The organism is Streptomyces sp. NPDC086080 (assembly GCF_044540255.1).
Lineage (GTDB): Bacteria > Actinomycetota > Actinomycetes > Streptomycetales > Streptomycetaceae > Streptomyces.
Genome location: NZ_JBITRU010000030.1, coordinates 70,324 through 95,662, shown reverse-complemented (window position 1 = coordinate 95,662; position 25,339 = coordinate 70,324). Strand labels below are relative to the sequence as shown.

25 protein-coding genes are annotated in these 25,339 nt (G+C 70.4%); 5 read left to right on the top strand and 20 right to left on the bottom strand.

Annotated elements, in window-relative coordinates:
• Window positions 1-8 precede the first annotated feature (8 nt).
• The 7 genes from ACIF9R_RS29305 to ACIF9R_RS29275 all read right to left on the bottom strand — a co-directional run bounded on the left by ACIF9R_RS29305 (window position 9) and on the right by ACIF9R_RS29275 (window position 6,852).
• Complete coding sequence (locus ACIF9R_RS29305; protein ID WP_399985391.1) at window positions 9-1,331, bottom strand: SPFH domain-containing protein; 1,323 nt, start codon at window positions 1,329-1,331, stop codon at window positions 9-11.
• On the bottom strand, window positions 1,328-3,049 hold the full coding sequence (locus ACIF9R_RS29300) for an SPFH domain-containing protein (protein ID WP_399985390.1): 1,722 nt from the start codon (window positions 3,047-3,049) through the stop codon (window positions 1,328-1,330). Before ACIF9R_RS29300 ends, ACIF9R_RS29305 begins: the two co-directional genes overlap by 4 nt.
• 262 nt (window positions 3,050-3,311) lie before the next feature.
• Window positions 3,312-3,611, bottom strand: a complete 300-nt coding sequence (locus ACIF9R_RS29295; RefSeq protein WP_399985423.1) for a DUF4229 domain-containing protein — start codon at window positions 3,609-3,611, stop codon at window positions 3,312-3,314.
• 97 nt (window positions 3,612-3,708) lie between these two features.
• Entirely contained in the window at window positions 3,709-4,233 is a 525-nt protein-coding gene (locus ACIF9R_RS29290; RefSeq protein WP_399985389.1) for a GNAT family N-acetyltransferase, read from the bottom strand.
• Between the two features lie 84 nt (window positions 4,234-4,317).
• Complete coding sequence (gene mqnE / locus ACIF9R_RS29285; RefSeq protein ID WP_399985388.1) at window positions 4,318-5,481, bottom strand: aminofutalosine synthase MqnE; 1,164 nt, start codon at window positions 5,479-5,481, stop codon at window positions 4,318-4,320.
• Between the two features lie 120 nt (window positions 5,482-5,601).
• Entirely contained in the window at window positions 5,602-6,060 is a 459-nt protein-coding gene (locus ACIF9R_RS29280) for an Lrp/AsnC family transcriptional regulator (RefSeq protein ID WP_399985387.1), read from the bottom strand.
• A gap of 108 nt (window positions 6,061-6,168) precedes the next feature.
• The gene (locus ACIF9R_RS29275) at window positions 6,169-6,852 is read right to left on the bottom strand and encodes a UbiX family flavin prenyltransferase (protein WP_399985386.1); all 684 of its coding nucleotides are present in this window, start codon (window positions 6,850-6,852) and stop codon (window positions 6,169-6,171) included.
• 93 nt (window positions 6,853-6,945) lie between these two features.
• Between ACIF9R_RS29275 and ACIF9R_RS29270 the strand changes: the two genes are divergently transcribed.
• A complete protein-coding gene (locus ACIF9R_RS29270; protein ID WP_399985422.1) occupies window positions 6,946-7,548 on the top strand; it encodes a rhomboid family intramembrane serine protease in 603 nt (200 codons plus the stop codon).
• A 197-nt stretch (window positions 7,549-7,745) separates the two neighbouring features.
• Here ACIF9R_RS29270 and mqnP read toward each other — a convergent pair whose 3' ends face one another.
• From mqnP to ACIF9R_RS29255, 3 genes are all read right to left on the bottom strand, one after another.
• Window positions 7,746-8,657, bottom strand: a complete 912-nt coding sequence (mqnP, locus tag ACIF9R_RS29265) for a menaquinone biosynthesis prenyltransferase MqnP (protein ID WP_399985421.1) — start codon at window positions 8,655-8,657, stop codon at window positions 7,746-7,748.
• 94 nt (window positions 8,658-8,751) lie between these two features.
• Entirely contained in the window at window positions 8,752-9,222 is a 471-nt protein-coding gene (locus ACIF9R_RS29260) for a hypothetical protein (RefSeq protein ID WP_399985385.1), read from the bottom strand.
• The gene (locus tag ACIF9R_RS29255; protein ID WP_399985384.1) at window positions 9,219-10,676 is read right to left on the bottom strand and encodes a menaquinone biosynthesis decarboxylase; all 1,458 of its coding nucleotides are present in this window, start codon (window positions 10,674-10,676) and stop codon (window positions 9,219-9,221) included. The genes ACIF9R_RS29260 and ACIF9R_RS29255 overlap by 4 nt, the downstream gene beginning before the upstream one ends.
• A 76-nt stretch (window positions 10,677-10,752) precedes the next feature.
• Here ACIF9R_RS29255 and ACIF9R_RS29250 point away from each other — a divergent pair, with 76 nt between their 5' ends.
• On the top strand, window positions 10,753-11,091 hold the full coding sequence (locus ACIF9R_RS29250) for a PLD nuclease N-terminal domain-containing protein (RefSeq protein WP_399985383.1): 339 nt from the start codon (window positions 10,753-10,755) through the stop codon (window positions 11,089-11,091).
• A 34-nt stretch (window positions 11,092-11,125) separates the two neighbouring features.
• On the opposite strand, the gene ACIF9R_RS29245 is transcribed toward ACIF9R_RS29250, so the two are convergent.
• Window positions 11,126-12,958 (bottom strand): protein kinase, encoded by a 1,833-nt coding sequence (locus ACIF9R_RS29245; RefSeq protein ID WP_399985382.1) that lies wholly within the window; start codon window positions 12,956-12,958, stop codon window positions 11,126-11,128.
• A gap of 174 nt (window positions 12,959-13,132) precedes the next feature.
• Here ACIF9R_RS29245 and ACIF9R_RS29240 point away from each other — a divergent pair, with 174 nt between their 5' ends.
• On the top strand, window positions 13,133-13,732 hold the full coding sequence (locus tag ACIF9R_RS29240) for a TetR/AcrR family transcriptional regulator (protein ID WP_399985381.1): 600 nt from the start codon (window positions 13,133-13,135) through the stop codon (window positions 13,730-13,732).
• 33 nt (window positions 13,733-13,765) lie between these two features.
• Here the strand turns inward: ACIF9R_RS29240 and ACIF9R_RS29235 are convergent, their stop codons facing one another.
• Together ACIF9R_RS29235 and ACIF9R_RS29230 are read right to left on the bottom strand one after the other, a co-directional pair.
• The gene (locus tag ACIF9R_RS29235) at window positions 13,766-14,662 is read right to left on the bottom strand and encodes a hypothetical protein (RefSeq protein WP_399985380.1); all 897 of its coding nucleotides are present in this window, start codon (window positions 14,660-14,662) and stop codon (window positions 13,766-13,768) included.
• A 372-nt stretch (window positions 14,663-15,034) separates the two neighbouring features.
• Window positions 15,035-15,799, bottom strand: a complete 765-nt coding sequence (locus ACIF9R_RS29230; RefSeq protein ID WP_399985379.1) for a CDP-alcohol phosphatidyltransferase family protein — start codon at window positions 15,797-15,799, stop codon at window positions 15,035-15,037.
• Window positions 15,800-15,910: 111 nt separating this feature from the next.
• On the opposite strand from ACIF9R_RS29230, the gene ACIF9R_RS29225 reads away from it, so the two are divergent.
• Window positions 15,911-16,393 (top strand): nucleoside deaminase, encoded by a 483-nt coding sequence (locus tag ACIF9R_RS29225; RefSeq protein ID WP_399985378.1) that lies wholly within the window; start codon window positions 15,911-15,913, stop codon window positions 16,391-16,393.
• Between the two features lie 48 nt (window positions 16,394-16,441).
• Here the strand turns inward: ACIF9R_RS29225 and ccsB are convergent, their stop codons facing one another.
• From ccsB to hemL, 7 genes are all read right to left on the bottom strand, one after another.
• The gene (ccsB, locus tag ACIF9R_RS29220; RefSeq protein WP_399985377.1) at window positions 16,442-17,554 is read right to left on the bottom strand and encodes a c-type cytochrome biogenesis protein CcsB; all 1,113 of its coding nucleotides are present in this window, start codon (window positions 17,552-17,554) and stop codon (window positions 16,442-16,444) included.
• A 130-nt stretch (window positions 17,555-17,684) separates the two neighbouring features.
• Window positions 17,685-19,409, bottom strand: a complete 1,725-nt coding sequence (locus ACIF9R_RS29215; protein WP_399985376.1) for a cytochrome c biogenesis protein ResB — start codon at window positions 19,407-19,409, stop codon at window positions 17,685-17,687.
• Between the two features lie 4 nt (window positions 19,410-19,413).
• A complete protein-coding gene (locus ACIF9R_RS29210; protein WP_399985375.1) occupies window positions 19,414-20,187 on the bottom strand; it encodes a cytochrome c biogenesis CcdA family protein in 774 nt (257 codons plus the stop codon).
• A 1-nt stretch (window position 20,188) separates the two neighbouring features.
• Window positions 20,189-20,839, bottom strand: a complete 651-nt coding sequence (locus tag ACIF9R_RS29205; protein WP_399985374.1) for a TlpA family protein disulfide reductase — start codon at window positions 20,837-20,839, stop codon at window positions 20,189-20,191.
• A 90-nt stretch (window positions 20,840-20,929) separates the two neighbouring features.
• A complete protein-coding gene (locus ACIF9R_RS29200; RefSeq protein ID WP_399985373.1) occupies window positions 20,930-22,246 on the bottom strand; it encodes a hypothetical protein in 1,317 nt (438 codons plus the stop codon).
• Between the two features lie 132 nt (window positions 22,247-22,378).
• Window positions 22,379-23,071 carry a histidine phosphatase family protein gene (locus ACIF9R_RS29195; protein ID WP_399985372.1) on the bottom strand — a complete coding sequence of 231 codons (693 nt, stop codon included), beginning with the start codon at window positions 23,069-23,071 and terminating at the stop codon, window positions 22,379-22,381.
• Window positions 23,068-24,384, bottom strand: a complete 1,317-nt coding sequence (gene hemL, locus ACIF9R_RS29190; protein ID WP_399985371.1) for a glutamate-1-semialdehyde 2,1-aminomutase — start codon at window positions 24,382-24,384, stop codon at window positions 23,068-23,070. The genes ACIF9R_RS29195 and hemL overlap by 4 nt, the downstream gene beginning before the upstream one ends.
• 315 nt (window positions 24,385-24,699) lie before the next feature.
• Here hemL and ACIF9R_RS29185 point away from each other — a divergent pair, with 315 nt between their 5' ends.
• Complete coding sequence (locus ACIF9R_RS29185) at window positions 24,700-25,308, top strand: hypothetical protein (protein WP_399985370.1); 609 nt, start codon at window positions 24,700-24,702, stop codon at window positions 25,306-25,308.
• Window positions 25,309-25,339: the final 31 nt, after the last annotated feature.

Genomic DNA, 25,339 nt, shown 5'->3' with positions numbered 1-25,339 from the left:
TCCGTCTCCTACCGCGCGTCGCCGCCGTCGTTCACCCACCCCGCCCGGTCACCGAGGACCGGCCGGTCGCCCGCCGTCAGCCGCGGCAGCAGCTGCGCGGTGAACAGCGTGGACAGTGCCGAGGTGTCGGTGCCTCCGTCGGTACGCACCACCACCGGCTGGGGGGCCTTGCCGGCGAGCCCGGCACCCACCTCCAGACGCCGGCGGGCCAGTTCGTACTGGAGCACCGCACGGTTGTCCCGGTAGGCCTTGGCCAGGGCGCGCTGGGCGCGGGCCTCGTTCTCGGCGGCGATGAGACCACTGCGCCCGCGGGTCTCGATCTCGAACCGCACCCGCTGGGCCTCGGTCTCCTGCCGCTCCAGCAGCTGGGCGACCTCCTCGCGGGCCCGGTTCAGCGCGGCCTTCACCTCGACGATGCGGGCGTCGCGCACCTTCTTGGCCCGTTCGATGTCCATGCCCAGGCTGTCGATGCGCCGCTTGCGGGTCAGGCCCCACTCCTGCTCGTAGGCCGTGCGCTCCTTGGCGATCCGCTCCCGGGTGGCCAGGTGGTGCTGGTACTGCGTCGGCAGCTGCACGTCGGGGATGTTGCAGCCGGTGATGCGCACGCCGTAGCCGGACAGCTGCCGGTTGAGCAGTTCCTGCATGTCGGCCACGTCCGAGCCGCGCAGGTCGTAGGCGCGCTCGGTGCGCATCTGCCGGGCCCGCTGCCGGATCGCGTCCTGTACGGCGCTGGACAGCACCAGGTCGAAGTTGCCGGCGCCGATGGTGCGGACGAACAGCACCGCGTCGGTGATGCGGAACTTCAGGAAGAACTCGATCGAGCGCAGCGGCACGTTCTCCCGCGTGGGGCAGGCCATGACCGGCGCCGAGTACGGGATCTCGGTGGCCGTGTCGACGACGAAGTCGACCCGTGACCAGGGGTGCCAGAGGTAGTGCCGGCCCGCGTCGAGCGTACGGGTGACAGCACCGTAGCGGGTCAGCACGCCATTGGTGCCCTGTTCGATCTCGACGATCGAGGAGCGCCACCACCACAGCGCGCCGATCACCAGCAGCACCACGCCGCCGACGTAGGCGAGGGTGGCGAGGGCGCCGTACGCGACATCGGCCACCCCGTCGGAGCCGGCCTCCCGCACCGTCAGCATCACCCCCGTCAGCAGGGCGTAGGCGCCCAGCCACAGCGGCAGCATCCACCACAGCCGGCGGCGGTGGCGCGGGATGATCACCGGAATGAGGGTGTCGGCCTCGCCGCCGCGCAGCAGACGGGCGATGTCGCTCCAGGGGGCGACGGCTTCGGAGATGACCGAACGGCGGTGTATACGGGCGGAGCTCACTGCTGGGCCTCCTCGGCGGTCTCGTGCACATCACCGGCTGTGGCGGTCCCGGCTGTCCCCGCGAACGCGGGCGCGTCGTGCGCCTCCGCGCCCTCGGTCGCCCCGCCCACCGCGACGCCCTCGGGCGTCCGCGGCACCGTCGGCCGGTCGGCCGCCAGCAGCGCGCCGATCTCCTCCTCGCGGGCGGCGATCCGCTCGGACACCTCCGTGAGCCGGCCCCGTACGGCGGCCATGTCCGCCTCGGAGAACAGCTCGGCCCCGCGCTCGCCGACCAGCTCACGGGCCAGCTCAAGGAAGTCGATCCCGGCCGCCCCGGTGCCGTCCACGCCGCCGATCCGCACCAGGCGAGGCAGATGGTCGGCGACCTGCTCCAGGGTGTCGAGCACCTGCTGCTGGTAGCGGTACTCGAGGATCTCCGGCGCCTGTGCCGCGGTCACCGCGCGGATGTCGAGGGCCTGTGCCTCCAGCAGCGCCGCGTTGGCCTTCGCCTCCGACTCGGCCTGAACGTAGCGCTGGCGGGCCAGCGCCTCGGCGCGGTTGGTCTCACGCTCCACGGCGGTGTCCATCTGCGCCTGGTACTGGGCGATGTCGGCCTGGATCGCGGAGAGCGTCTCCTGGCTCGAGGCGAGTTCCTTGCTCAGGTCGCCCTCGTCCTGCTCCTTGCGCAGCTGGAGCGCGTACTCGTGGGTGTACGCCTCCTTGGCCATGCGCACCATCTCGGGGGCGGCCAGGTCCATCCGGTAGCGCCGGTCCGACGGCTCGGCGTGGGTGATGTTGGCGTTGGTCAGCTCCACCGCGGGACGGAACTGCTGGTTGAGCTGCTCCAGCAGACGGCCGCTGTCCTCACCGACCATGTCGTAGATCCCGGAGGCCTCCTGCTCGTAGATCAGGCTGCGAATGGTCTCACTGACGGCGTTGCCCAGCTTCTCCTCGAACCCGCGCACGGCGCCGAGCGTGTAGACGAACTCGACCGGGTCGCTGATCCGGAACTGGATGAACAGGTCGATGGACGCCTTGACCCCGCCCTTGGTCGGGGCCTCGCGCACCGGCGCGTTGAACGGGTACTCGCGGACCGTGTTGACGATGTACGACACCCGCTTCCAGGGGCTCAGCAGGGTGACCCGGCCGGGGCCGACGACCTTCTCCAGCTTGCCGAACCGGGTGATCATCGCCTGGCAGCCGTCCGGCACCATGACCAGGCCCTGCCGCCACCACACGAACCCGACGGCGAGCAGCGCGATGACCCAGTAGTGCAGTCCGAACAGCGGGTTGGTGAGCCCGTTGCTCCCGGTCGCCGACACCACCGACGTGCCCACGGCACCGATCACCAGCAGCGACAGCACCGGCAGCATGGACAGCAGGGAGCGGCCCCTGGGCATCACCATCGGGCAGATGGCGTGCACCACCTCGCCGCCTTCGCGCAGCTGCTCGCTGCGGCCGAGCGCCTCTCCGGCCTCGTCCAGCGGCACCGTCTTCTGCCGCATGACGGTGTCGACGGAACTCCCGTCCTGTTCCCGGGCCGCCGGAAAGTCGGCCGGGTCGATCCCCTCGCCCTCGGTCTCCTGACGCCCGCCCCGGCCGTCCCCGTCGCGCTGCGACGTCGCGCCACCGCCCCCGACGCGGCGGCGCAGTTCGTCCTGGGCCGCCGCGCGCGGATCGGTGCCGGACGCGACCGCCTCGGCCACGCTGCGTAGGCTCTGCGCCCGCGTACGTGCCATGGGTTCCCCCTTCGCCTGTGGTGCTGATCCGTGCCGGATCACTCACTGTGGTCCGCGTGATACGCACGGTGTGCAGGGTGTGCAGGGTGTGCATGAGGTCACGCGGTCAGGTGATTTCACACCATCGGGGGAACAGCGGTAAGGGGCGCTCCCAGCAACGGTCACCTGTCGGTGGTTGCCGGAAAGCACCCCTCATGCGAATGTCCGGAGCCCCGGAAGGCCTGAACGGCGTCAGCCGCACAGGCAGGCGCGGTGACGGGCGTTACGACGTCTGGCCCTGCGCGCGGGCGGTGTCGTCGGCCGTGTCCTCCATGCTGCGGTTGGCCTCCAGGTTGACCTTGGCGCGGTCCACCCGCCGCACGATCTGCTCGGAGGCCCGGTCGCGCTCCTTGCGGAGCACGACGAGGCTGATCGGGGCCGAGATCAGCATCGCGAGCAGGATGATCCACAGACCGTTGGAGTCGCCGAGGCCGCGCGGGGCGAGGCCGGAGTAGACGAGACCCCAGACGACCACGAGGCAGCCCACGAAGATCCCGAGGCGCATCAGCGTGTAGCGGAGCATCTCATCCACTCTTCCCTGCGTACGGTCAGAACGTCCCAAAGGGACAACGTCCAGTGAAGCACGGCCGGCGGAGGATCTTCCGGCGGGGGTGCGGGCCTCAGGTCAGGGGCAGCAGCATGAAGACCTCGTCCCGGTCGTCACCGGGGGCCACACGGATCGCGCCCGGGACCCGGCCGACCTCCTTGTAGCCGCAGGAGGCGTAGAAGCGCTCCAGTCCGAGGCCGCCGCGGCAGGTGAGCCGTATCGCCTCGACGCCGTCGAGGGTGCGGGCGGCCCGCTCGGCGGCGGCGAGCAGGTCACGGCCGTGGCCCTTGCCCTGGTGGCGGGGGTGGAGCATCACCGTGTACAGCCAGATCCAGTGGGTCATCAGGTGGTGGGTGTTGAGGGTGAGGAACGCCGCGGCGGCCACCCGCCCCTCCTCGTCGTGCCCGACGAGCAGCCGGGAGCGCTCCTCGGCCATCGCCACCCACTGCCCCACCAGCCCCGGCCGGACGTCCTCCCTCGTCACCGGCGGGACGAACCCGACCGCGCCTCCCGCGTTGCTGACATCGACCCACAGGTCCAGAACGCCGTCACGGAGTCCGGGGGTGACGACGGGATCGAAGGTGAAGGTAAGGGCCATGGCTCGATGCTAGTCCTTACGGCCGGGGGACGGCCGGGGGCGGGGGGCGGAGCCCTCCGCCGGGGCCGAAGGGGCGGCCCCCCCTCACACCCGCATCGGCTGCGGCGACTCCCGGCGCGCCGGGTCCGCGCCGTCGTACTCCCGGATGATCTCGTATCGCGTGTTCCGCTCCACGGGCCGGAACCCGGCGTCCCGGATCAGGTCGAGCAGATCCTCACGCGTCAGCTTGTTCGGCGTGCCGTAGTTGTCCGCGTCGTGCGTGATCTTGTACTCGACGACCGAGCCGTCCATGTCGTCCGCACCGTGCTGGAGCGCCAGTTGCGCCGTCTGCACGCCGTGCATCACCCAGAACACCTTGACGTGCGGCACGTTGTCGAAGAGCAGCCGCGACACTGCGAACGTCTTCAACGCCTCCGCGCCGGTCGCCATCTGCGTCCGTGCCTGGAGCCGGTTGCGGACCTTGCCGTCCTTCATGTCCACGAAGTCGTGCTGGTAGCGCAGCGGGATGAAGACCTGGAAGCCGCCGGTCTCGTCCTGGAGTTCACGCAGCCGCAGCACGTGGTCCACGCGGTGACGGGGCTCCTCGATATGGCCGTACAGCATGGTGCTCGGGGTCTTGAGCCCCTTCTCGTGCGCCAGGCGGTGGATGCGCGACCAGTCCTCCCAGTGGGTGCGGTGGTCGACGATGTGCTGCCGGACCTCCCAGTCGAAGATCTCCGCGCCGCCGCCGGTGAGGGACTCCAGGCCCGCGTCGATCAGCTCGTCGAGGATCTCGGAGGCGGACAGGCCGGAGATGGTCTCGAAGTGGTGGATCTCGGTGGCCGTGAACGCCTTCAGCGAGACGTCCGGCAGCGCGGCCTTCAGCTCCCGCAGCGAGCGCGGGTAGTAGCGCCACGGCAGATTGGGGTGCAGCCCGTTGACGATGTGCAGCTCGGTCAGGTTCTCCGACTCCATCGCCTTGGCGAGCTTCACCGCCTCCTCGATGCGCATCGTGTACGCGTCCTTCTCCCCCGGCTTGCGCTGGAAGGAGCAGTAGGCGCAGGAGGCCGTGCACACGTTGGTCATGTTGAGGTGCCGGTTGACGTTGAAGTGCACGACGTCGCCGTTCAGCCGCGTGCGCACCTCGTGGGCCAGTCCGCCCAGCCAGGCCAGGTCGTCCGACTCGTACAGCGCGATGCCGTCCTCACGGGTCAGGCGTTCGCCCGCCCTGACCTTCTCCTCCAGCTCGCGCTTGAGCCCGACGTCCATGCCGTCCCTCATTTCCTCGACCTCTACGACCTCTGCGGCCCCTGCGGCCTCTACGACCTGTAGACCTCTACGGCCTCTTCAGCAGGCCCCGTCCACCGTACGCGCCCTCCACCGCACCTCTCACTGCACCTCTTCGGGCAGCTCACCGACGCGGTTCTCCCACTTGGTGGAGAGCACGATCGTCGTACGGGTCCGGGAGACGCCCTTGGTGCCGGACAGCCGGCGGATGATCTTCTCCAGGCCGTCCACGTCACTCGCGCGCACCTTGAGCATGAAGGAGTCGTCACCGGCGATGAACCAGCAGTCCTCGATCTCACTGAGGTCCTTCAGCCGCTGCGCCACGTCCTCGTGGTCGGCGGCGTCGGAGAGCGAGACGCCGATCAGGGCGGCGACGCCGAGGCCGAGCGAGGCGGCGTCCACGGTGGCGCGGTAGCCGGTGATGACACCGGCCGCCTCCAGCCGGTTGATGCGGTCGGTGACGCTGGGTCCCGACAGGCCGACGAGCCGCCCCAGCTCCGCGTAGGAAGCCCGGCCGTTCTCTCTCAGGGCCTGGATGAGCTGCCTGTCCACCGCGTCCATTCGAATCGAAGCCTTCCACTGAAGAGGTACGAAAGTTCCTGAAAGGTGGTACTCGCTGTGCTGCTGTGCGCGCCGTGCGCGCTGTGGTGACCTGCCCGGCTGCCGGTCTCAGTCGGTACGGGATCCGCCGCCGAGTCCGCCTGTCCAGCGGCGGTAGAGCCGGTGCTCCACGCCCGCCGCGTCGAGTACGCGTCCGGCCACGAAGTCCACCAGGTCCTGGATGTGCGTCGCGCCCGCGTAGAAGGCCGGGGAGGCGGGCACCACGGTGGCGCCCGCGTCGTCCAGCGTCACCAGGTGCCGCAGGGTCTGGCCGTTCAGCGGTGTCTCCCGCACGGCCACCACCAGCGTGCGTCCCTCCTTCAGGGTCACGCTCGCCGCCCGCTGCAACAGGTCCTTGGAGAGCCCGAGCGCCACCCCGGCCACACAGGCCGTGGAGGCGGGCACGATGAGCATGCCCCTGCTCGGATACGAGCCCGAGGACGGCCCGGCCGTGAGGTCACCGGCGGGCCAGTGCCGTACGCCGTCGAGGTCGACGGAGAACGTGTCCGGCTTCCCGTCCGCCCCGCGGGACAGCCATTCCCGCAGGTCGTCGCGCCAGTGGGCGTCACGGAAGGAGATGCCCGTCTCGTCCAGCAGGGTGAGCCGCGAGGCCCGGCTGACGACGAGATCGACGCTCTCACCGGCGGCGAGCAGGGCGCGCAGCACCGAGGCGGCATACGGAGTGCCGGAGGCACCGGAGACCCCTACGATCCAAGGCGTACGCCGCGTCTCTCCTGGCTTGACTGGGTTCACGACACCGAGCCTACCGGGAGTCGCAGGGAGGGAACCGGGCAAGGGGTGCCGGGCGTTCTTCACAGAGAACGGGCTGACGGCGGGGGGTGCATGATGTCGGATTCGCGTCCGGAGTGGTCGGGGAGCGACCGGGTCAGGACCGCGGCCAAGCTGATGGTGGGCTGGGTGGCCCTGCTGTGGCTGCTCGAAGTGATCGACGTGGCCACCGGGCACGCGCTGGACGCCTACGGCATCGTGCCTCGCGTCCCGTCCGAGCTGGCCGACATCCTCCCGGCCGCCTTCCTGCACTTCGGCTTCGCCCATGTGGCCGCCAACAGCGTGCCGCTGCTGGTGCTGGGCTTCCTGGCGGCGCTCGGGGGGATACGCCGGTTCCTCGCGGTCTGCGCGCTGATCGTCGTGGCCGACGGACTGGGGGTGTGGCTCATATCCCCGGCGCACTCCAACACCGCGGGCGCCTCCGGCCTGATCTTCGGCCTCTTCGGCTTCCTCCTGGTCAGCGGCTTCGTCGAGCGTCGCCCGCTGGGGGTCCTGGCCGGCGTCCTGGTGGCGGCGGTCTGGGGCGGCTCGATCCTGGCGGGCCTCGCCCCGACCCAGTCCGGCATCAGCTGGCAGGGCCACCTGATCGGCCTGGTGGCGGGCGTGACGGCGGCGTTCCTCTTCCGCCGCGCACCCGAACCCCGGCGACCGGCGGCCTGATCTCCCGGACGCCGGACACCCCTGGAGCCTGTTGCGAAGGTGGCGTCGTCGCCCGAAGGGCGGCAGTGCGGCGTCCGGTGCGTGCTCTCGGCGTGCCCCGCCGGAAGCCCTCCGTACGGGGCGTACTCGGGCTCGGGCCGGTGCGGCGGGAGTGCGTGCCGGGCATCGCGCGGCCGGCGCCGCTTTCGCACCGGGCCCTAGACCGTCAGCCCGCGTACCAGCAGGTCCAGCAGGGCGCAGACGAACAGCGCGATGCCGATGAAGCCGTTGACGCTGAAGAAGGCCCGGTTCAGGCGGGTCAGGTCGGTGGGGCGGACGATGGTGTGTTCGTAGACGAAGGCTCCGGCGACGATCAGCACGCCCAGCCAGAAGAAGGCACCGGCGTCGGTGAGGAGGGCGAACCAGACGAACAGGCCGGTGGTCACGGCGTGGCAGACGCGGGCGCCCCGGACGGCGGCCGGGATGCCGAAGCGGGCGGGGACGGACCGCACACCGGTCTCACGGTCGGTGTCGACGTCCTGGCAGGCGTAGATCAGGTCGAAGCCGCCGATCCAGATGCCGACCGCCAGACCGAGGACGACCGCGTCCCAGGACCACGACCCGGTGACGGCCAGCCAGCCGCCGACCGGTCCCATGGCCTGCGCGAGTCCGAGGATGGCCTGGGGGAAATCGGTGAACCGCTTGCCGTACGGATACACCACCATGGGGATCACGGCGACGGGCGCGAGGGCGAGACAGAGGGGGTTGAGCAGGGCCGCCGCGCCGAGGAAGACGACGAGGGCGACCAGCGCGCCGGTCCAGGCATGCCTGACCGACACCGCGCCGGTGACCAGTTCGCGGTGCGCGGTGCGGGGGTTCCGGGCGTCGATCTCCCGGTCGATGATCCGGTTGGCGGCCATCGCGAAGGTCCGCAGCCCGACCATGGCGACGGTGACCAGGAGCAGTTCGCCCCAGTGGATGTTCGCGTCCCACTCGTACATCGCGGTGAGCGCGGCGATGTAGGCGAAGGGCAGCGCGAACACCGAGTGCTCGATCATGACGAGGCGCAGGAACGCCGGAACACCCCCGCGTCGGCGGGGACCGTGGTCCGCGCTGCCCTCACCGAGGATGGCTTCACTGCTCACGATCCGTACTCCTTCCAGCGCCGCGTCACCCGATCGTGTGTCTCCGGGTCGGAGCCCACGACCCCGTCGGCGGTGGTCATCATGCGAGGCTCCCGAGGAACGTGTCGAGGTCGGCCAGCAGCGCGGCGGCCGGCAGCGGGCCCGTCGCCACGGTCAGCGGCGTGCCCGCGTCGTCGGGCGGGGCGAGGTGCGCGGTGAAGACGTACGCGTCGGCGCCGGACGGGCGGGCGTCCAGCCGCAGTACCGCGCCGCCGTCGACCGTGAAGGGTCCCTCCGCCGCGGCCAGCTCGTCACGCAGCCGCCGCGCGAAGTCGGCGGGTTCCGCGTCGCGCACGCCGGGCAGCTCGAAGCCGTCGCCCTCGCCACCCTGCTCGAACAGCACCGCCCAGGTGTCCCCGGCACCGGCGAGTTCCTCGGGGGTGACACCCGCCTCCGCGGCCGCCCGGCGGACCCCCTCGTCGCCCGGGTCCAGCTCGGGGCGTACGAGGGCCACATAGTCGGTGTCGGTGCCGATGAAGAGCGCGGGGCCGCCGACGGCCAGGGGACTCACAGTCCGTACTCCTTCCAGCGGCGGTCGACCTTCGCCGCCGTGTCGGGGTCGGACTCCACCATGTCGGGCCAGCCCCCGTCGCGCGTGTAGCCCTCCTCGGGCCACTTCTTCGTCGCGTCGATGCCCGCCTTGCCGCCCCAGAACTGCTGATAGGACGAGTGGTCGAGATGGTCGACGGGGCCTTCGACGACGGTGAGGTCACGGGCGTAGTCGGTGTTGCCGAGGGCCCGCCAGGAGACCTCGTGCAGATCGTGGACGTCGCAGTCGGAGTCGACGACCACGATCAGTTTGGTCAACGACATCATGTGGGCGCCCCAGATGGCGTGCATCACCTTCTGGGCGTGTTTGGGGTACTTCTTGTCGATCGAGACGATCGCGCAGTTGTGGAAGCCGCCGGACTCGGGCAGGTGGTAGTCCACGATGTCGGGGACAATGATCTTCAGCAGGGGCAGGAAGAAGCGCTCCGTGGCCCGCCCCAGCGGCCCGTCCTCGGTCGGCGGCCGGCCGACCACGATCGACTGCAGCAACGGACGCTTGCGCATGGTCACGCAGTCGATCGTCAGGGCGGGGAACGGCTCCTGCGGGGTGTAGAACCCGGTGTGGTCGCCGTAGGGACCCTCGGGAAGCATCTCGCCGGGCTCCAGCCAGCCCTCGATGACCACCTCGGCCTGCGCGGGTACCTGGAGCGGAACCGTCCTGCAGTCGACCATCTCGATCCGCTTGCCCTGCACGAAGCCGGCGAACAGGTACTCGTCGATGTCCCCGGGCAGGGGCGCGGTGGACGCGTACGTCACGGCCGGCGGGCAGCCGAAGGCGATGGCGACCGGCAGCCGCTCACCGCGCCGCGCGGCGACCTGGTAGTGGTTCCGGCTGTCCTTGTGGATCTGCCAGTGCATGCCGATGGTGCGCTTGTCGTGCCGCTGGAGCCGGTAGAGGCCGAGGTTGCGGATGCCCGTCTCCGGGTCCTTGGTGTGGGTGAGTCCCAGGTTGAAGAAGGAGCCGCCGTCCTTCGGCCAGGTGAACAGCGCCGGAAGCTGCTCCAGGTCGACGTCGTCACCGGTCAGTACGACCTCGTGCACGGGCGCGTCGCCGGACTTCACCTTCTTCGGCGGCACGTGCGTCATCGAGCCGAGCTTCCCGAAGGCCTCGCGCACGCCGATGAAGCCCTGCGGCAGCTCGGGCCTGAGCAGCCCGCCGATCTTCTCGCTGATGTCCGCGTACGACTTCAGCCCGAGTGCCTTCAGCAGGCGGCGGTCCGTGCCGTACACGTTCATGGCGAGGGGCATGCTCGAGCCGCGCACGTTCTCGAAGAGCAGGGCGGGACCGCCGGCCTTGTTCACCCGGTCGACGATCTCACCGACCTCCAGATACGGGTCGACCTCGGCCTTGATGCGCTTGAGGTCGCCCTCGCGCTCCAGCGCCCTGAGCAGGGAGCGAAGATCGTCGTAAGCCATGCGGTCAAGTATCCCCGAGCGGTTACCCTGGCCCTGTACCACCCACCGCTTTCATTGCTTTCGCTGGAGAGGCCCCATGCTTCGGGTGCTGATGTTCCTCGTGCCGCTGGCACTGAGCGTGTACGCGTTCATCGACTGCATCAGCACGAAGGACGAGGACATTCGTCACATGCCCAAGCCGCTGTGGGCGATCCTCGTGCTGTTGTTCCCGCTGGTCGGGTCGATCTCCTGGCTCATCGCCGGCAAGAAGCGGCAGCCCGCGGGCGCGGGCGGCTCCGTATGGGGCGGGGGCGGCGGCCGCCGCCAGTGGGTGGCGCCGGACGACAACCCCGAGTTCCTGAAGTCGCTGGACGAGGACACGAAGAAGGACAAGGACGACAACCCGGGGGACGGGGACCGCGGCGGGACGGCCTGACCGCCCACGCCCCCGTCCGCGCCCCCGTTCGGCGTCAGCTCCTGGTCCAGCTCTGGGACGCCGTCCCCTCGCACACCCGCACCATGATCAGGCCACTGGGCCGGGAGTGTTCCAGACACCTGCCGGTCTTCGCGAGGATGACGCTGCCGCCCGAGCCGAGACGCCACTCCTGAGCGTCGTCCGCACCACAGGTCGTGCTGTGCATCGAACCGTAGGCGGACAGACAGTTGCCGGACACCCGGTGGACGATCCGGTAGGTGCCGGACGACACGCTCCGCAGGCTCCAGTCGGCCGCCCCTGAGGTGCAGTCGCCCATGGAGACGTTGCCGTAACCGGCGCTCGCGGTGGCGGTGAGACACCGTCCGCTCGACCCGTTGCGCAGGGTGGAGCCACCCCCCTCCACCGGGGCCTCGGCCTCCGTACCCCCGCCCGGAGGCGGGTCCTCCCCGCCTCCGCCACCCGGGTCCCCGCTCGTTCCGGCACCGCCGTCGGCGCCGCCGTTCCCACCCGCGCCGTCGTCCTTCCCGTCCCCGTCCCCGTCGTCGGCGTCGGCGCCCGCCTGTGCGGGAGCGGTCGCCGGCTCCTGGGACCCGGACCCCGGCTTCTTCGAGGAGGATGCCCCGGCGGACGGCGACGGCTTCGCGGACCCGCCGGGCGTCCCCGGCGGCGCGGTGACGGAGAGCGAAACCGACGAGGTGGGGGCGGGTCCCGCCCCGTCAGCGGTGTCGAAGGTGTACGGCAGCAGCGTGAAGGCGAGGGTGGTGCCCGTCGCCACGACCACGACGGGGACGGCCACGGGGACCACACGTGTCCGGCGGCCGCGCTCCTCCGGCGACGGCCTGGACGCACCGGGCGCCTCCGGTTCCCCAGGCTTCTCGGGCTTCTCGGGTTCCTTCGCCGCTTCCGGTTCCTTCGCCGCTTCCGGTTCCTCCGGCAGGGTCAAAGCGGTCGGTGTCCGCGCCGCGAAGGCGGCCCGTTCGGTCAGCTGCGCCGTGACGGCCTCCGGCCACAGCGGCGGCGTGAACGGGCCGTGCCGGTCGGCGAGTTCGACGAGTTCGGCGGCGGTGGGCCGACCCTCGTAGTCCTTGTCCAGACAGGCCGCGACGACCTCGGCGAGTTCCGGATCCAGAGCGCGTACGGCGTCGAGGTCGGGCTCCTCGTGCACGATCCGGTACAGCACGCCGTGTCCGGACTCGTCACCGAAGGGCGGCCGGCCGCTCGCCGCGTACGCGATGACCGAGCCGAGCGCGAAGATGTCGACGGCCCCGGTCGACGTGCGTGCCCCCGAGGCCTGTTCCGGGGACATGTAGGCGGGAGTGCCCACCACCATGCCACTGATGGTGATCTTGCTCTGCTCCGCGGCGCGGGCCACACCGAAGTCGATGAGGGTGAGGCCGTCGAGGGTGAGCATGACGTTGGACGGTTTGATGTCCCGGTGCACCATGTCGAGCGCGTGCACCGCGGCGAGCCCCGCGGCGGCCTCCCGCAGCAACAGCCAGAGGGCTCCGGCGGGCAGCGGTCCGTCGTGGACCTCGAGGGCCTCGCGCAGGGTGAGGCCGGGGACGTAGGCGGTGGCGAACCACGGGGGCCGGGCAGTGCGGTCGCCCGCGAGCAGCGGGGCGGTGGCGTGCTCGGGTAAGCGGGCCAGGTTGTCCAGTTCGTGTCCGAAGCGGCGCAGAAAGTCCTTGTCCTCGGCGACGACCGACGGCAGCAACTGCTTGACGGCGGCGTACCGCCCCTCGTGCACGCCGAGGTAGACGCGGCCCATGCCGCCCGCCCCGAGCCGTCCGACGAGCGGGATCGTGCCGATCCGCTGCGGGTCCTCGTCCTCCAGCGGCTCGGCGCCGCTTCCGCCCAGCTCGATCACGTCTGCCCCGTCGTCGTGTTCCGTCGTCGCGCCACCGGTGGCGACCCGCCCGCTCCCCCCACGACGGGCGGACCGCACGTCGGCAGGGGTCAGTCTGAAGGAGAACGGGCTAGAATTGGAAGTGAATTCTAGAAATTCACTCCAGAATCACCTGGAAGGTACGGCCACCCTGCGATGACCCCCAAGCAGCACCGCGGCGAGGTGACCGCCGAGCACCTGCTGGACGCGGCGCTGCGCGTCTACGGAGAGTCGGGCGAGCAGGGCCTCACCGTCAGCGCGGTGACCGCGGCGAGCGGTGTCAGCCCCGGCAGTCTCTACCACCACTTCGGCAGCATGGACGGCCTGCTGACCGCCCTGCTGATGCGCTGGCTGGAACGGCTGCTGGTGGAGATGGTCACGGCCCTGGAACAGGCGGACTCCGCCCGCGCCGGTGTCCGGTCCCTCGTGCGGGCCTACCTGACGTTCATCCGGGACCACCGGGAGGCGGGCCTCCTGCTGCACTCCTCCCGCGCCGACGAACTGGGCATGCGCCAGGCGAAGCAGCTCCGTGACGCCCAGGAGGCCCGGCTCACCCCGCTGTCCGCGTGGGTGAGCCGGTACGTCGCGTCGGGCGAGCTCGCGCCCCTGCCCGTGTCGGTTCTGGAGTCGCTGATCCTCGGCCCGGTGATCGGCGCGAGCCGCCGCTGGCTGACTCTCGGCGACATCGACCTCGACGAGGCGGCGGACGTCCTGCCGGACCGGATCTGGCGGTCGGTCAGCGCGAACCCGGGGTGAGTACGGGGTCGGCCGCGAGCAGTCCCGGGTGGATCACTCCTCCCCGAAGATCTCCTCGGCCTTCGGGACGGTGACGGCGCGGGCGAGCCAGTGACGGAGGACGTCGGGGTCGGTGCAGCCCGTGACACGGCTGCGGACATCGTCCGACACCTCGAGACCGCGTTGCTCCAGAACGAGCAGGATGCCCTCGGCACGGGCTTCGGCACGGGCTTCGGCACGGGCTTCGGTGCGGGCTTCTTCCCGGATTTCCTCGACGAGGTAGGACTTGTAGAAGGAGAGGTCCACGGCCACCAGGTTCCTCCAGAGGTGCTTGGCCGGGTGCTTGCCCAGGCCCTGTGCGGTGAATTCGACGATGGGGTCCGCGATGTCTTCGGGCACGTCCCGCAGTGCGGTGGAGAGGGCCTTCAGTATGGCATTCACGGCGGGTTCGGCGGCGTGTGTGATGGCCGCCAGGCTGGCCAGGACGAGGTCGGCGCGCGCCTCCTCCGGGTCCGTGATCACGGGCATGTTGTGCGGGCCGGCGACCACGGGACGCAGGGTGAGGGTGGGCAGCTCGGGCGGTCCGCTGCTGACCGCTCGCTGGGCCCATTTGGCCGTGGTGTGGTCCTGGCAGACCACGAGCAGTGCGGTGGGCAGCCGGTACTTCGTCCACAGGTAGCTGGTGTAGTACGCCCAGCTGGCCGGCTTGTCGGGATTCCTGCCGCCCTGGGCCTCGATGGCGAGGAGGAAGTCGCCCCGGTCCGCGGTCTCGAAGCACAGGATTGTGTCGACACGGCGTTCGACAGGGCTGCTCTCGGTGAGGTCGGTCGGCAGCGGTGTGGCCCTGACGGGCCTGGGAATGTCGACTCCGAGGAAGCGTGAGACCCGGCTGAAGAGTCCGGGGTCGTGCTGGAAGATGCGGTGCATCGCCTCGTGGGGCGGCTTGACCATGGGTTTCCTTGCTGTCAACCGACTACAGCCGACATATGTCGTCGGCATGTGCACCGAACGTAAGGAAGCCAGGACCCTGGAAGAAGACAAACAGGCAATATTCACCCGGGCGAGTGAGCGGGCCCGGTGCGGGCGGCCACGCCGGAGGAACGGCTAGTTGCGGGGTGTCAGGGCCGCCCATGACCGTTCACGGCCGTTGGCCGACGTGAGCCGGCCCTCACCGTTTCCCGACTGCGTGATCTGCGGGGAAATCGCGGACCACTGCCGCCCGGCCCCGGCGTCTTTCGACGGCACCGGGGAGACGGACGCGAACGTGCTGCCGCGCCGGCACCGGGGCACCGGGGCACGGCGGTGCCCCGGCCGGCGGGTGGGTCAGCGCAGGCGGGAGGAGGACAGGATCGACAGCAGGTGCGCCGGGACCATCACCCAGGTGATGACGGCGAGTGCACCCAGCGCCCAGCGGGTCGGCTCGAGGCCGCCGGTCACGGCGTCGGCGACGGCGGCCGCGAGGAGGACGAGGGACGCCTCGATGCCGTTGGTGACGCGATGGATCTTGAACGCGGCGGCGACCCGGCGGACGGTGGCGACGCCCTGTGAGCGCGGGCGGGTCGACTCGTCGTCGGCGACCATCAGGCCGCGGCGGGCGCGGGCGACGTCCACCAGGTCGGTGGATGCCTTGAGCAGGACGACGCCGAGGGCGGTGGCTATGCCGATCGACAGCCACCCGCCGACGCCGGACTCGGCGGCGCGGTAGCCGGCGCCGGCCAGCAGCGCCGCGTCGGCGAGGTACGCGCCGAGCCGGTCGACGTAGATGCCGGCCGCACTGTTCTGGCCCTTCCAGCGGGCGACTTCACCGTCGACGCAGTCGAAGAGGAGGAACAGCTGCATGAGGATCACGGCGAGGATCGCGCCGGTCAGGCCGGGGATCATCAGGGCGGCGCCGGAGGCCACTCCGCAGACCACCATCGTCCAGGTGAGCTGGTCCGGGGTGACCGGGGTGCGTACCAGGTGGCGGGTGGTGCGCAGGGAGATCTTCCGCATGTAGAGCCGGCCGGCCCAGTGCTCGCCGTTGCGGCTCGCCATCTTGGCCTGCGGCTGGCAGACCTCCCGCAGCTCCTCCAGTGCCGGAGCACCCATGTCGTTCCTTCCCTCAGAGCTCAACTGCCGCCCGCGCAGCAGCGATCGGGCCAGCGTACAGAGCCGGTGCGGCACGCCCGACGCGGGCCGTACGCAGGGAACACTGACCCCATGGAGTCGATCGATCAGCTCACCGCCCGCACCTGGCTCGCCACCGCCGTCGCGGAGGCCCGTACCGGGCGGGAGGAGGGCGGCATTCCCATCGGCGCCGCGCTGTACGGCGCCGACGGGACCCTGCTCGGCCGGGGCCGCAACCGCCGCGTGCAGGACGGTGACCCGTCGATGCACGCGGAGACCACCGCCTTCCGCGCGGCGGGACGACAGCGGTCGTACCGTGGCACGACGATGGTGACGACCTTGTCCCCGTGCTGGTACTGCTCGGGCCTGGTCCGTCAGTTCGGCATCTCCCGCGTGGTGATCGGCGAGGCGGTCACCTTCCACGGCGGCCACGACTGGCTGGCCGCCCACGGCGTGGAGATCGTGCTGCTGGACGATCCGGAGTGCGTCGCGATGATGCGGGAGTTCGTCGCCCGTCATCCACAGCTGTGGAACGAGGACATCGGCGACCGGGCCGGTGAAGGCCGGTGTCCGTGACCCGGGTCACGGACACCGGCCTTCACCGGCCTTCGCGGTGCGCGGCGGTCAGAAGCCGATGGACCGCAGCGCTCCCAGGCCGACGTCGGCGTACGAGTGCTTGCCGGAGACGAAGATGTTCACGCCGTAGTAGTTGAACAGCCAGCAGCCGAACGCCGCCAGGGCGAGGTAGGCGGCCTTGCGGCCCTTCCAGCCGGCCGTGGCGCGGGCGTGCAGGTATCCGGCGTAGGCGACCCAGGTGATGAAGGACCAGGTCTCCTTGGGGTCCCAGCCCCAGTAGCGGCCCCAGGCGTCGCCGGCCCAGATCGCGCCCGCGATGATCGTGAACGTCCACAGCGGGAACACGGCCGCGTTGACACGGTAGGCGAACTTGTCCAGGGACGCGGAGGCGGGCAGCCGCTCCAGGAACGAGGTCGCGAAGCTGCCGGGCTTGCCGCCGTTCGCGAGCTTGTTCTCGTACGCGTCCTTGAACAGGTACATGATCGTGGTGATCGCGCCCACGTAGAAGACCGCGCCGCACAGGATCGCCGTGGAGACGTGGATGTACAGCCAGTACGAGTGGAGGGCGGGAACCAACTGGTCGCTGGCGGTGTACAAGACAGTGACGGCGAGACCGAGATCGAGGAGGACCGAGGTGGTCAGGAACAGGCCGATCCAGCGCACGTTCTTCTTCAGCGCCAGCAGCAGGAGGTACACGCCGACCGCGGTGGTGGAGAAGGTGATGTTGAACTCGTACATGTTGCCCCACGGCGCCCGCTCCACGGACAGCGCGCGGGTGAGCACCCCGCCGAACGCGAGGAGGAACGCGAGCACGGTGAGGGAGACGGCGATACGCCCGTAGAGGTCGCCCTTCTCGTCCCCGCCGTGCGCTCCGGGCCCGTCGGGCACGTCACGCGAGCCGGTCGCGGCCCGTACGACGACCTTCGGCCGCTCCAGTACGGCGGTGCCGCCGGCCTTGTTGACGGTGACGGCCGGTGCGGCCTTCACCGTGGCCGACTGGGGAGTGAGAGCGGCGGCCGTACGGCCGACCTTGCTGCGGCTGCCGAAGAGCCATTCGGCGATGTACGCGAAGAAGGCCAAGGTGTAGATGGCCATCGCGGAGTAGATCAGCACATTACTGATGCTCGCGAGATCTTCGTTGGTGGCGGCGGCGAGGGTCACCTCAACACTCCTTCGGCTGAACATCCCGGCGGCATCCGGTCGGGCGGTGAGGTCTGCGGCGGGATGGCATGCGTGTCACCGGGCTGGTTTCGACCCGGGCGGCGTGGATCGATGGAGAGCCGGAGAGGACTCAAGGCTGCTCAGCCCCTTCGGACGCGGAGTCGGAGCCGGACACACCGTCCGGCTCCGGGGCGGTTACGGGGTCGGGCACACCGGGCGCCCTCTCGTAGAGGAGGCCGGCGAGGTCGCCGAGTTCCTCGGGGAGCCTCGTGGACTCGCTGCGGCCGAGGCCGGCCATCTCGACGACGGTCACGCCGTCGGGGCCCTCGACCGCGCGCACCCATACGCGGCGACGCTGGATGAACAGGGAACCCGCGAGTCCGGCGATCGCGGCGACGGCGCCGCCGAGCGCCCAGCCGGCGCCCGACTCCTGGACGATCTGGAACTGCGCCCACTCCTTGACGTCCTTCTCGAAGGTGATCGAGCCGGCGCCGTTCGGGAGCGTCATGGTCTCGCCGGGCATGAGCAGCTGCTTGAACAGCTCGCCGTCGGCGTCCTTGAACTCCTTCATCTTGGTCCTGTCCATCTGGTACACGCTCTGCGGAATGCCGGCGTCGGCCTTCAGGTCGCCGTGGTAGGCGGACAGCGCGAGCACCGGATAGTCCAGCGCGGGGAACTGGGAGAGCATCGTGCCGCCGGAGCCGCCGAAGGTGGGCACGAAGAAGGCGTTGAAGCCGAGCTGTTCCTTCGTGCCCCCGGGGTTGCGGTAGCCGTCGAGAACCTTGACCACGCCGGAGGACGTGACGTTGGCGTCGAGCGGCAGCAGCGGCACGGCGTCCTGGAAGACGACCTCGCCCTTGCCGTCGCGCACGGTGACGAAGGGCGCGTAGCCGTGACTGGTGAGGTAGACCTTGGCGTCACCGATCGTCAGCGGCTCGTTGACCTTGACGGTGGTCTTCTTCTCCTCGCCGTAGGCGCCCTCGGTGTAGGTGAGGTCCGCTTCGTAGGTGCGCGGCGTCCCCTTGTTGGGCCCGGTGCGCTCGTACGTGCCCCGGAAGTCCTTCATGTCGAAGCTGAACGGCTCCAGGTCGTCGACGGAGAAGAGGTTGCCGGACTTGAAGTCGTCGTACATCGGGAGCGCGTTGGAGAATCCGTCGCCCTCGACGATCAGCTTGTTGCCCTCGGACTTGAACAACTGGCCCCAGGCGAAGGCGATCAGCATCACGATCAGCGCGATGTGGAAGAGCAGGTTGCCGACCTCGCGCAGATAGCCCTTCTCGGCGGCGACGGCGTCACCGACGAGGTGGGCGCGGAAGCGGCGCTTCCGCAGCAGGGCGAGCGCGGCCTCGCGGACCTGCTCGGGTTCGGCCCCGGTGCGCCAGGTGGTGTGGGCGGGCAGCCGGGTCAGCCGCCGGGGGGCGCCCGGCGGGCGGCCGCGCAGCTGGCCCACGAACTGCCAGGTGCGGGGCACGATGCAGCCGATGAGGGAGACGAACAGCAGGATGTAGATCGCCGAGAACCACACCGAGCTGTAGACGTTGAACAGGCCGAGCTTGTCGTAGAGGGGCGCGAGGATGTCGTGCCGCTCGCGGAAGTCGGCGACCTTCGTCGCGTCGATGCCGGTCTGCGGGATGAGCGAACCGGGGATCGCGCCGAGCGACAGCAGCAGGAGCAGCAGCAGCGCGACCCGCATGGAGGTGAGCTGCCGCCAGAACCAGCGGGCCCAGCCGATGACGCCCAGGGAGGGCAGATGGGGCGGCTCGTCCTTGGGCGCGGTGGACAGCTGGGAGCCGGCCGCGCCGAGGTCCTGGTCGTCACCGGCCTTCGGGGTGGTGTCCGTCGTGGTGTCGCTCATCGGGTCAGATCCCCACCGTGAAGCCGTTGGACCAGGTCTGCATCTCCGCCACGAGGCTGTCCCACGCGCCGGTCAGCAGCAGCACACCGGTCACGATCATCATCGTGCCGCCGATGCGCATGACCCAGGTGTAGTGCCGCTTGACCCAGCCGAAGGCACCGAGCGCCTTGCGGAAGGCCACGGCGGCGAGCACGAAGGGCACGCCCAGTCCCAGACAGTACGCGACGGTCAGTACGGCGCCGCGCCCGGCGCTCTCCTGCTGGGCGGAAAGGGTCAGTACGGAGGCGAGGGTGGGGCCGATGCAGGGGGTCCAGCCGATGCCGAACAGCGCGCCGAGGACGGGCGCGCCGGCCAGCCCGGTCGCCGGCCGCTTGTGGAAGCGGAACTCCCGCTGGGTGAGCCAGGGCATCAGGCCCATGAAGAAGACACCCATGAGGATCATGAGGACGCCGAGCACCTTGGACAGGACGCCCGACTGTTCCTGCAGTGTCTGCCCGAAGTAGCCGAAGAAGGCGCCGCCCGAGACGAACACGACGGTGAAGCCGAGGACGAACAGGGACGCCCCGGCGACCATCCGGCCGCGCCGCGCCTCCGCCAGGTCGGTTCCGGAGACGCCGGTGACGTAGGAGAGGTAGCCGGGGACGAGCGGCAGGACGCAGGGGGAGAAGAAGGAGACGAGCCCGCCGAGTACGGCGATGGGCAGGGCGACCAGCAGGGCGCCGTTGAGCACCGTGCCGTTGTAGCCCGTCTCGGCGGCGAGCGTGTACAGGGCCGTCACGTCACTTCTCCGCGACGACCGGCTTGAGCATCTTCAGCAGCCGTTCCTCGTTGAGCGCGGTCAGCGAGCGGGCGGCGATTCTGCCGTCCCGGTCGAGGACCAGGGTGGACGGGACGGCCTGCGGGTTGAGGGTGCCCTTCTCGAAGCGGAGCATCAGCTTGCCCGTGGGGTCGTACAGGCTCGGGTACGGGATGCCGAAGTCCTTCTCGAAGGCGAGGGCGGACGTGGTGCTGCCGTCCCGGGTGTTGATGCCGACGAACTGCACGCCCCGGTCGGCGTAGTCCTTGGCCACGGCGGCGAAGTACTTGGCCTCCGCACGGCACGGGTTGCACCAGGAGCCCCAGACGTTGAGGACGACGACCTTGCCCTGGTAGTCGGCGACGTCGAGCTGCTTGCCCTCGAGCGTCTTCCCGGAGAGTTCGGGCGCGGCGACGCGCTTGCCCTCGGGGACCGTCGAGATGCCGTCGGTGCCGACGACGAAGTTGGTGTCCCCGCCGCCGCCCGACGTCCCGCCCGAGCCGCACGCGGAGACCAGCAGTGCGGCCGCGGCGGCGCCTGCCGCCAGAGTGGCGCGGCGGGAGAAGCGGGTGGCGCGGTTCGAGCTCTGCGGGGCTCGGTTCGAGCGCTGGGGGGCGCGGCTGGCGGCACTCATGTGAAAAGTTTCGCATGCCCGTTCTGGGGATCTTGCGCACCCCCCTGCGCACCCCCCTGCGCCCTCTCCTCGCGGGCGGAAACCCGCATATCAGGCGGTGCCGCCGGCACCCGCTCCCGCCGTACCGGCGCCCGCTCCCCCGGAGCCCGCGGGGTCCTTGGCGAACGCCTTCCAGCCGCCGTCCGGTTCCTGCCCCACGTCCAGGGTGCGGAGCTGCTCCAGGATCTCCGGCTTCTGCACGTCCAGCCAGTCGGTGAACTGCCGGAAGGAGACGAGCCTCACGTCGCCGCCCTTCTCCTTCTCCCGGGCGATGTGCTTCATCGCCTCCTCCACGGCGTCCATGTAGATACCGCCGTTCCACTCCTCGAAGTGGTTGCCGACGAAGAAGGGTGCCCGGTTCGACTCGTATGCCCGCTTGAAGCCGGATATGTAGGATCCGGCGGCCTGTTCACGCCAGCCCGGGTAGTTGTGGGCGGGCGCCTTCGTCGTGTTGAGGGACTGGTTGGCGAGCATGTTGTAGTCCATCGACAGGACTTCGAAGGAATGCCCGGGAAAAGGTATCTGCTGGAGCGGAAGGTCCCATATCCCCTTCTTCTTCGTCGGCCAGACCTGCCGTCCGCCGGGCGAGGAGGCGTCGTAGCGCCAGCCGAGCTCGCGGGCGGTGGGCAGCAGTGCGTCCCGCCCGAGGAGGCAGGGCGTACGGCCGCCGATGAGTTCCTTGTCGTAGTCGAACGGCAGGGACTCCACGTCGGTCCAGCCGGAGTTGGTGCGCCACTCCTTCACGAACGACGTGGCCTGCTCGATCTCGCTGCGCCACTGCTGCGACGTCCAGTTGCCGACGCTGCCGGAACCGGCGCAGAAGTGGCCGTTGAAGTGCGTACCGATCTCATGGCCCTCGAGCCAGGCCCGGCGGAGGTTCCTGAGCGTGTCCTTGATGTGCGCGTCGGTGAGGTACCCGATGTCGGACGCGCCCCTCGGGTTGTTCGGCGGGTCGTAGAGGCGCTTCTTCGACTCGGGGAGCAGATACACGCCCGAGAGGAAGAAGGTCATGGACGCGCCGTGCTCCTTGGCGAGGTCCAGGAAGCGCGGGAAGAGCCCGTTGCCGACCTCTCCGGCGCCGTCCCAGGAGAAGACGACGAACTGCGGGGGCGTCTGGCCCGGCTCCAGTGGCACGGGCCGGTCCGGCTGGTGGGGCTGCGCGCCGGTGAAGGAGGTGGAACCGTCACCGATCGGACGGGCCGTCCTCGTCGGCTTCGGCTTCGGCGTTCCGGTCCGGTCGCCGCCGGAGCGGGAACCGTCCCCGGAGGCCGCACCGCCCGAGCCGCCGCAGCCGGCCAGCGAGACGGCGGCCACGGCACCGGCCCCCGCACCGAGCCCGAGCATTCCCCTGCGGGAGAGAGCGCGCATGGCGTCCCCCTTCGTCACGTCCTCTGGTGGTCACCCATTCAGAGCACGTGACGGAGCAGGCGGTTCCCCCTCGACTGCGGCGGTTTCGCAACGAAATCCCGGGAGGGCGTTACCTTCCGAGAACGACGACCGTTAGGCCCCGAAGGCCTTGCCCTTCCCCTTCACCGGCTTGGCGCCCGCCAGCAGGTGCGCCGGGACGAGATCGCGGGCCGGCTCGCTGTAGCCGACGGAGACGATGCTGTCCCCCCGGTAGGTGAACGTGGTCAGCGAGGCGAGCGTGCACTGCCGCTTGCGCGGGTCGTGCCACAGCCGCCGCTTCTCCACATAGGACCGCACGATCCAGATCGGCAGCTGGTGGCTGACCAGCACCGCCTCATGTCCGCGCGCCGCGTCCTTCGCCGCGTGCAGCGCGCCCATCATGCGGACGACCTGATCGACGTACGGCTCGCCCCAGGACGGCCTGAACGGGTTGACGACGTGCTTCCAGTTGGCCGGGCGGCGCAGCGCGCCGTCGCCGATGCCGAAGGTCTTGCCCTGGAAGACGTTCTCGGCCTCGATCAGCCGCCCGTCGGTGGCGATGTCCAGGCCGTGCGCCTTCGCGATGGGCTCGGCCGTCTGCTGCGCCCGCTCCAGCGGGGAGGCGACGACATGGGTGATGTCGCGGGAGGCGAGGTGCTCCGCCACCCGGTCGGCCATGCGCCGGCCCAGCTCCGAGAGGTGGTAGCCGGCCAGCCGGCCGTACAGGACGCCGTCCGGGTTCTCGACCTCGCCGTGCCGCATCAGGTGGACGACGGTGACGTCGTCGTCCTTCTTCGGGGTGCTCATGCCGTGGCCTCCGCTGCCGCTCGGGCCGCCGCCGGAAGGGCGTCGGCGATGCGCTGGACGGCCTCCTCGTCGTGGGCCGTGGACACGAACCAGGACTCGAACGACGACGGCGGCAGGTAGACGCCGTTCGCAAGGAGCGAGTGGAAGAACGCGGTGAAGCGGAACGACTCCTGCGCCTTGGCGTCCTCGTAGTCGCGCACCGGACGGTCGGTGAAGAACACCGAGAACATGTTGGAGGCGTTCTGCAGCGTGTGCGCGACCCCCTCCTTGCCGAGCGCCTCCGTGACGAGCGACTGGATCTGCGCCGAGACGGCGTTCACCTTCCCGTACGCGGCGTCGTCGAGCAGCCGCAGCTGGGCGAGCCCGGCGGCGGTGGCGACCGGGTTCCCGGAGAGGGTGCCGGCCTGGTAGACGGGCCCGGCCGGGGCGAGGTGGCCCATCACGTCGGCTCGCCCGCCGAAGGCCGCGGCCGGGAAGCCGCCGCCCATCACCTTGCCGAAGGTCATCAGGTCGGGCCGCACCCCGTCGACGCCGTACCATCCGGCGCGGCTGGTGCGGAAACCCGTCATGACCTCGTCGGAGATGTACAGCGCTCCGTGCGCGGCGCAGGCGTCCTTCAGCCCCTGGTTGAACCCGGGCCGCGGCGGCACGACGCCCATGTTGCCCGGCGACGCCTCGGTGATCACACAGGCGATCTCACCGGGGTGCGCGGCGAACGCGGCGTGCACCGCGTCGAGGTCGTTGTACGGCAGCACGATCGTGTCGCCGGCCTGCGCGCCCGTCACACCGGGGGTGTCGGGCAGCGCGAACGTGGCCACACCGGACCCGGCGGAGGCGAGCAGCGAGTCGACGTGGCCGTGGTAGCAGCCGGCGAACTTGACCACCTTGGTCCGCCGCGTGAAGCCGCGCGCGAGCCGGATCGCCGACATGGTGGCCTCGGTGCCGCTGGAGACCAGCCGTACCTGCTCCAGCGGTTCGATCCGGGCGACCATCTCCTCGGCGAGCGCCACCTCGCCCTCACCGGGCGTGCCGAAGGACGTACCGCGCGCGACGGCCTCCTGCACGGCGGCGATCACCTCGGGATGCGCGTGCCCGAGGATCATCGGGCCCCACGAGCAGACGAGGTCGACGTACCGGCGCCCGTCGGCGTCGGTCAGGTAGGGGCCGGTTCCGGACACCATGAACCGGGGTGTGCCACCGACCGCGCGGAAGGCACGCACCGGTGAGTTCACGCCACCGGGAGTGACGGCCGCGGCACGGTCGAACAGCGCCTGCGAGGCTTGGGCTTCGTACGAATATGGCAGTTCGCTCATGACCTGCGACTTCTCCGACCTTCTCCGACCTGCTCCGACGTCCCGGCCTCTCGCCGTGGCCGCGGATGCGTGTGACTCGTCTCAGGGTAGGCCAGGGGCGGCCTCGGGCATTCGGCCCCCGTTCCGGCGTGATCTGCGAAACTGGCGTCTGATACACACAGCTCACACGACCACGGCGGCGGGAGGCTGCGAGGGGCTCCCGGACAAGATGTTTCACCGCACGTTTCGGCGTGCGACCGTGGGGGAGGTCACTGTCACGATGATCGGGTTGCGCGGCGGGGGCCACGCGTCCTAGAAAAGCAGTCGGGTGGAGATATGCATCGCGGTGGCGGACTGGGCGAGGGGACTGACGGCCTGGGTCCTCGACGGGCCCGGCGGGGAAAGCACCGGCGCGAAATGGAGAACCCGGACGAGACGCGTCGACCGCGCGGCGAGCCCGATCGGATCGGCCCTCTGAGAGAGCCGGAGAGCAGGATGGGTGGTCGGGTGGGGGTGACGTACAAGTACTTCGGCGCGCCGGACGGCGCCACGGCGGCCCGCGTCCCGATCTCGATGCGCCCCGAGGAACTCGGCGGCGACGAACTCGGCATGGGCGGCATGTTCACCAAGATCAAGCCGGAGACCATGGCCGCGATGGTCCTCACGGGCATCGAGGGCGTCCCCCTGCACAAGGTCCCGCCCCTGGAACTGGTCGTCCTGCACCCGGACTACGCGGTCGTGAAGCTCCCCATGACGGTCGTCGACCCCCTGCGCGGCATAGGCGAGGAAGCGGTCGGCGCGGCCGCCTTCATCTGGTCCACGGTCCCGGACCGGGGCGGCCCGCGGGACGCGTTCAACGTGTACCAGCTGCTGCACGAATGGCAGGACTTCAGCCATCGGCTGCATGAGGCGGGGCATCAGGCGTACTGCCTGGTGTGGCCCTGAGCCGGGGCTTCCTACGGGGTGGGCGGGACCT

Coding starts and splice junctions, on each gene's coding strand:
- ACIF9R_RS29270 (WP_399985422.1), top strand. CDS start 6,946: ATGTCGGATTCGCGTCCGGAGTGGTCGGGGAGCGACCGGGTCAGGACC.
- ACIF9R_RS29195 (WP_399985372.1), bottom strand. CDS start 23,071: ATGAGCACCCCGAAGAAGGACGACGACGTCACCGTCGTCCACCTGATG.
- ACIF9R_RS29280 (WP_399985387.1), bottom strand. CDS start 6,060: ATGGACGCGGTGGACAGGCAGCTCATCCAGGCCCTGAGAGAGAACGGC.
- ACIF9R_RS29205 (WP_399985374.1), bottom strand. CDS start 20,839: ATGAGTGCCGCCAGCCGCGCCCCCCAGCGCTCGAACCGAGCCCCGCAG.
- ACIF9R_RS29240 (WP_399985381.1), top strand. CDS start 13,133: ATGACCCCCAAGCAGCACCGCGGCGAGGTGACCGCCGAGCACCTGCTG.
- ACIF9R_RS29235 (WP_399985380.1), bottom strand. CDS start 14,662: ATGGTCAAGCCGCCCCACGAGGCGATGCACCGCATCTTCCAGCACGAC.
- ACIF9R_RS29255 (WP_399985384.1), bottom strand. CDS start 10,676: ATGGCTTACGACGATCTTCGCTCCCTGCTCAGGGCGCTGGAGCGCGAG.
- ACIF9R_RS29200 (WP_399985373.1), bottom strand. CDS start 22,246: ATGCGCGCTCTCTCCCGCAGGGGAATGCTCGGGCTCGGTGCGGGGGCC.
- ACIF9R_RS29295 (WP_399985423.1), bottom strand. CDS start 3,611: ATGCTCCGCTACACGCTGATGCGCCTCGGGATCTTCGTGGGCTGCCTC.
- ACIF9R_RS29185 (WP_399985370.1), top strand. CDS start 24,700: ATGCATCGCGGTGGCGGACTGGGCGAGGGGACTGACGGCCTGGGTCCT.
- ACIF9R_RS29250 (WP_399985383.1), top strand. CDS start 10,753: ATGCTTCGGGTGCTGATGTTCCTCGTGCCGCTGGCACTGAGCGTGTAC.
- ACIF9R_RS29225 (WP_399985378.1), top strand. CDS start 15,911: ATGGAGTCGATCGATCAGCTCACCGCCCGCACCTGGCTCGCCACCGCC.
- mqnE (WP_399985388.1), bottom strand. CDS start 5,481: ATGGACGTCGGGCTCAAGCGCGAGCTGGAGGAGAAGGTCAGGGCGGGC.
- ACIF9R_RS29230 (WP_399985379.1), bottom strand. CDS start 15,799: ATGGGTGCTCCGGCACTGGAGGAGCTGCGGGAGGTCTGCCAGCCGCAG.
- ACIF9R_RS29300 (WP_399985390.1), bottom strand. CDS start 3,049: ATGGCACGTACGCGGGCGCAGAGCCTACGCAGCGTGGCCGAGGCGGTC.
- hemL (WP_399985371.1), bottom strand. CDS start 24,384: ATGAGCGAACTGCCATATTCGTACGAAGCCCAAGCCTCGCAGGCGCTG.
- ACIF9R_RS29290 (WP_399985389.1), bottom strand. CDS start 4,233: ATGGCCCTTACCTTCACCTTCGATCCCGTCGTCACCCCCGGACTCCGT.
- ACIF9R_RS29215 (WP_399985376.1), bottom strand. CDS start 19,409: ATGAGCGACACCACGACGGACACCACCCCGAAGGCCGGTGACGACCAG.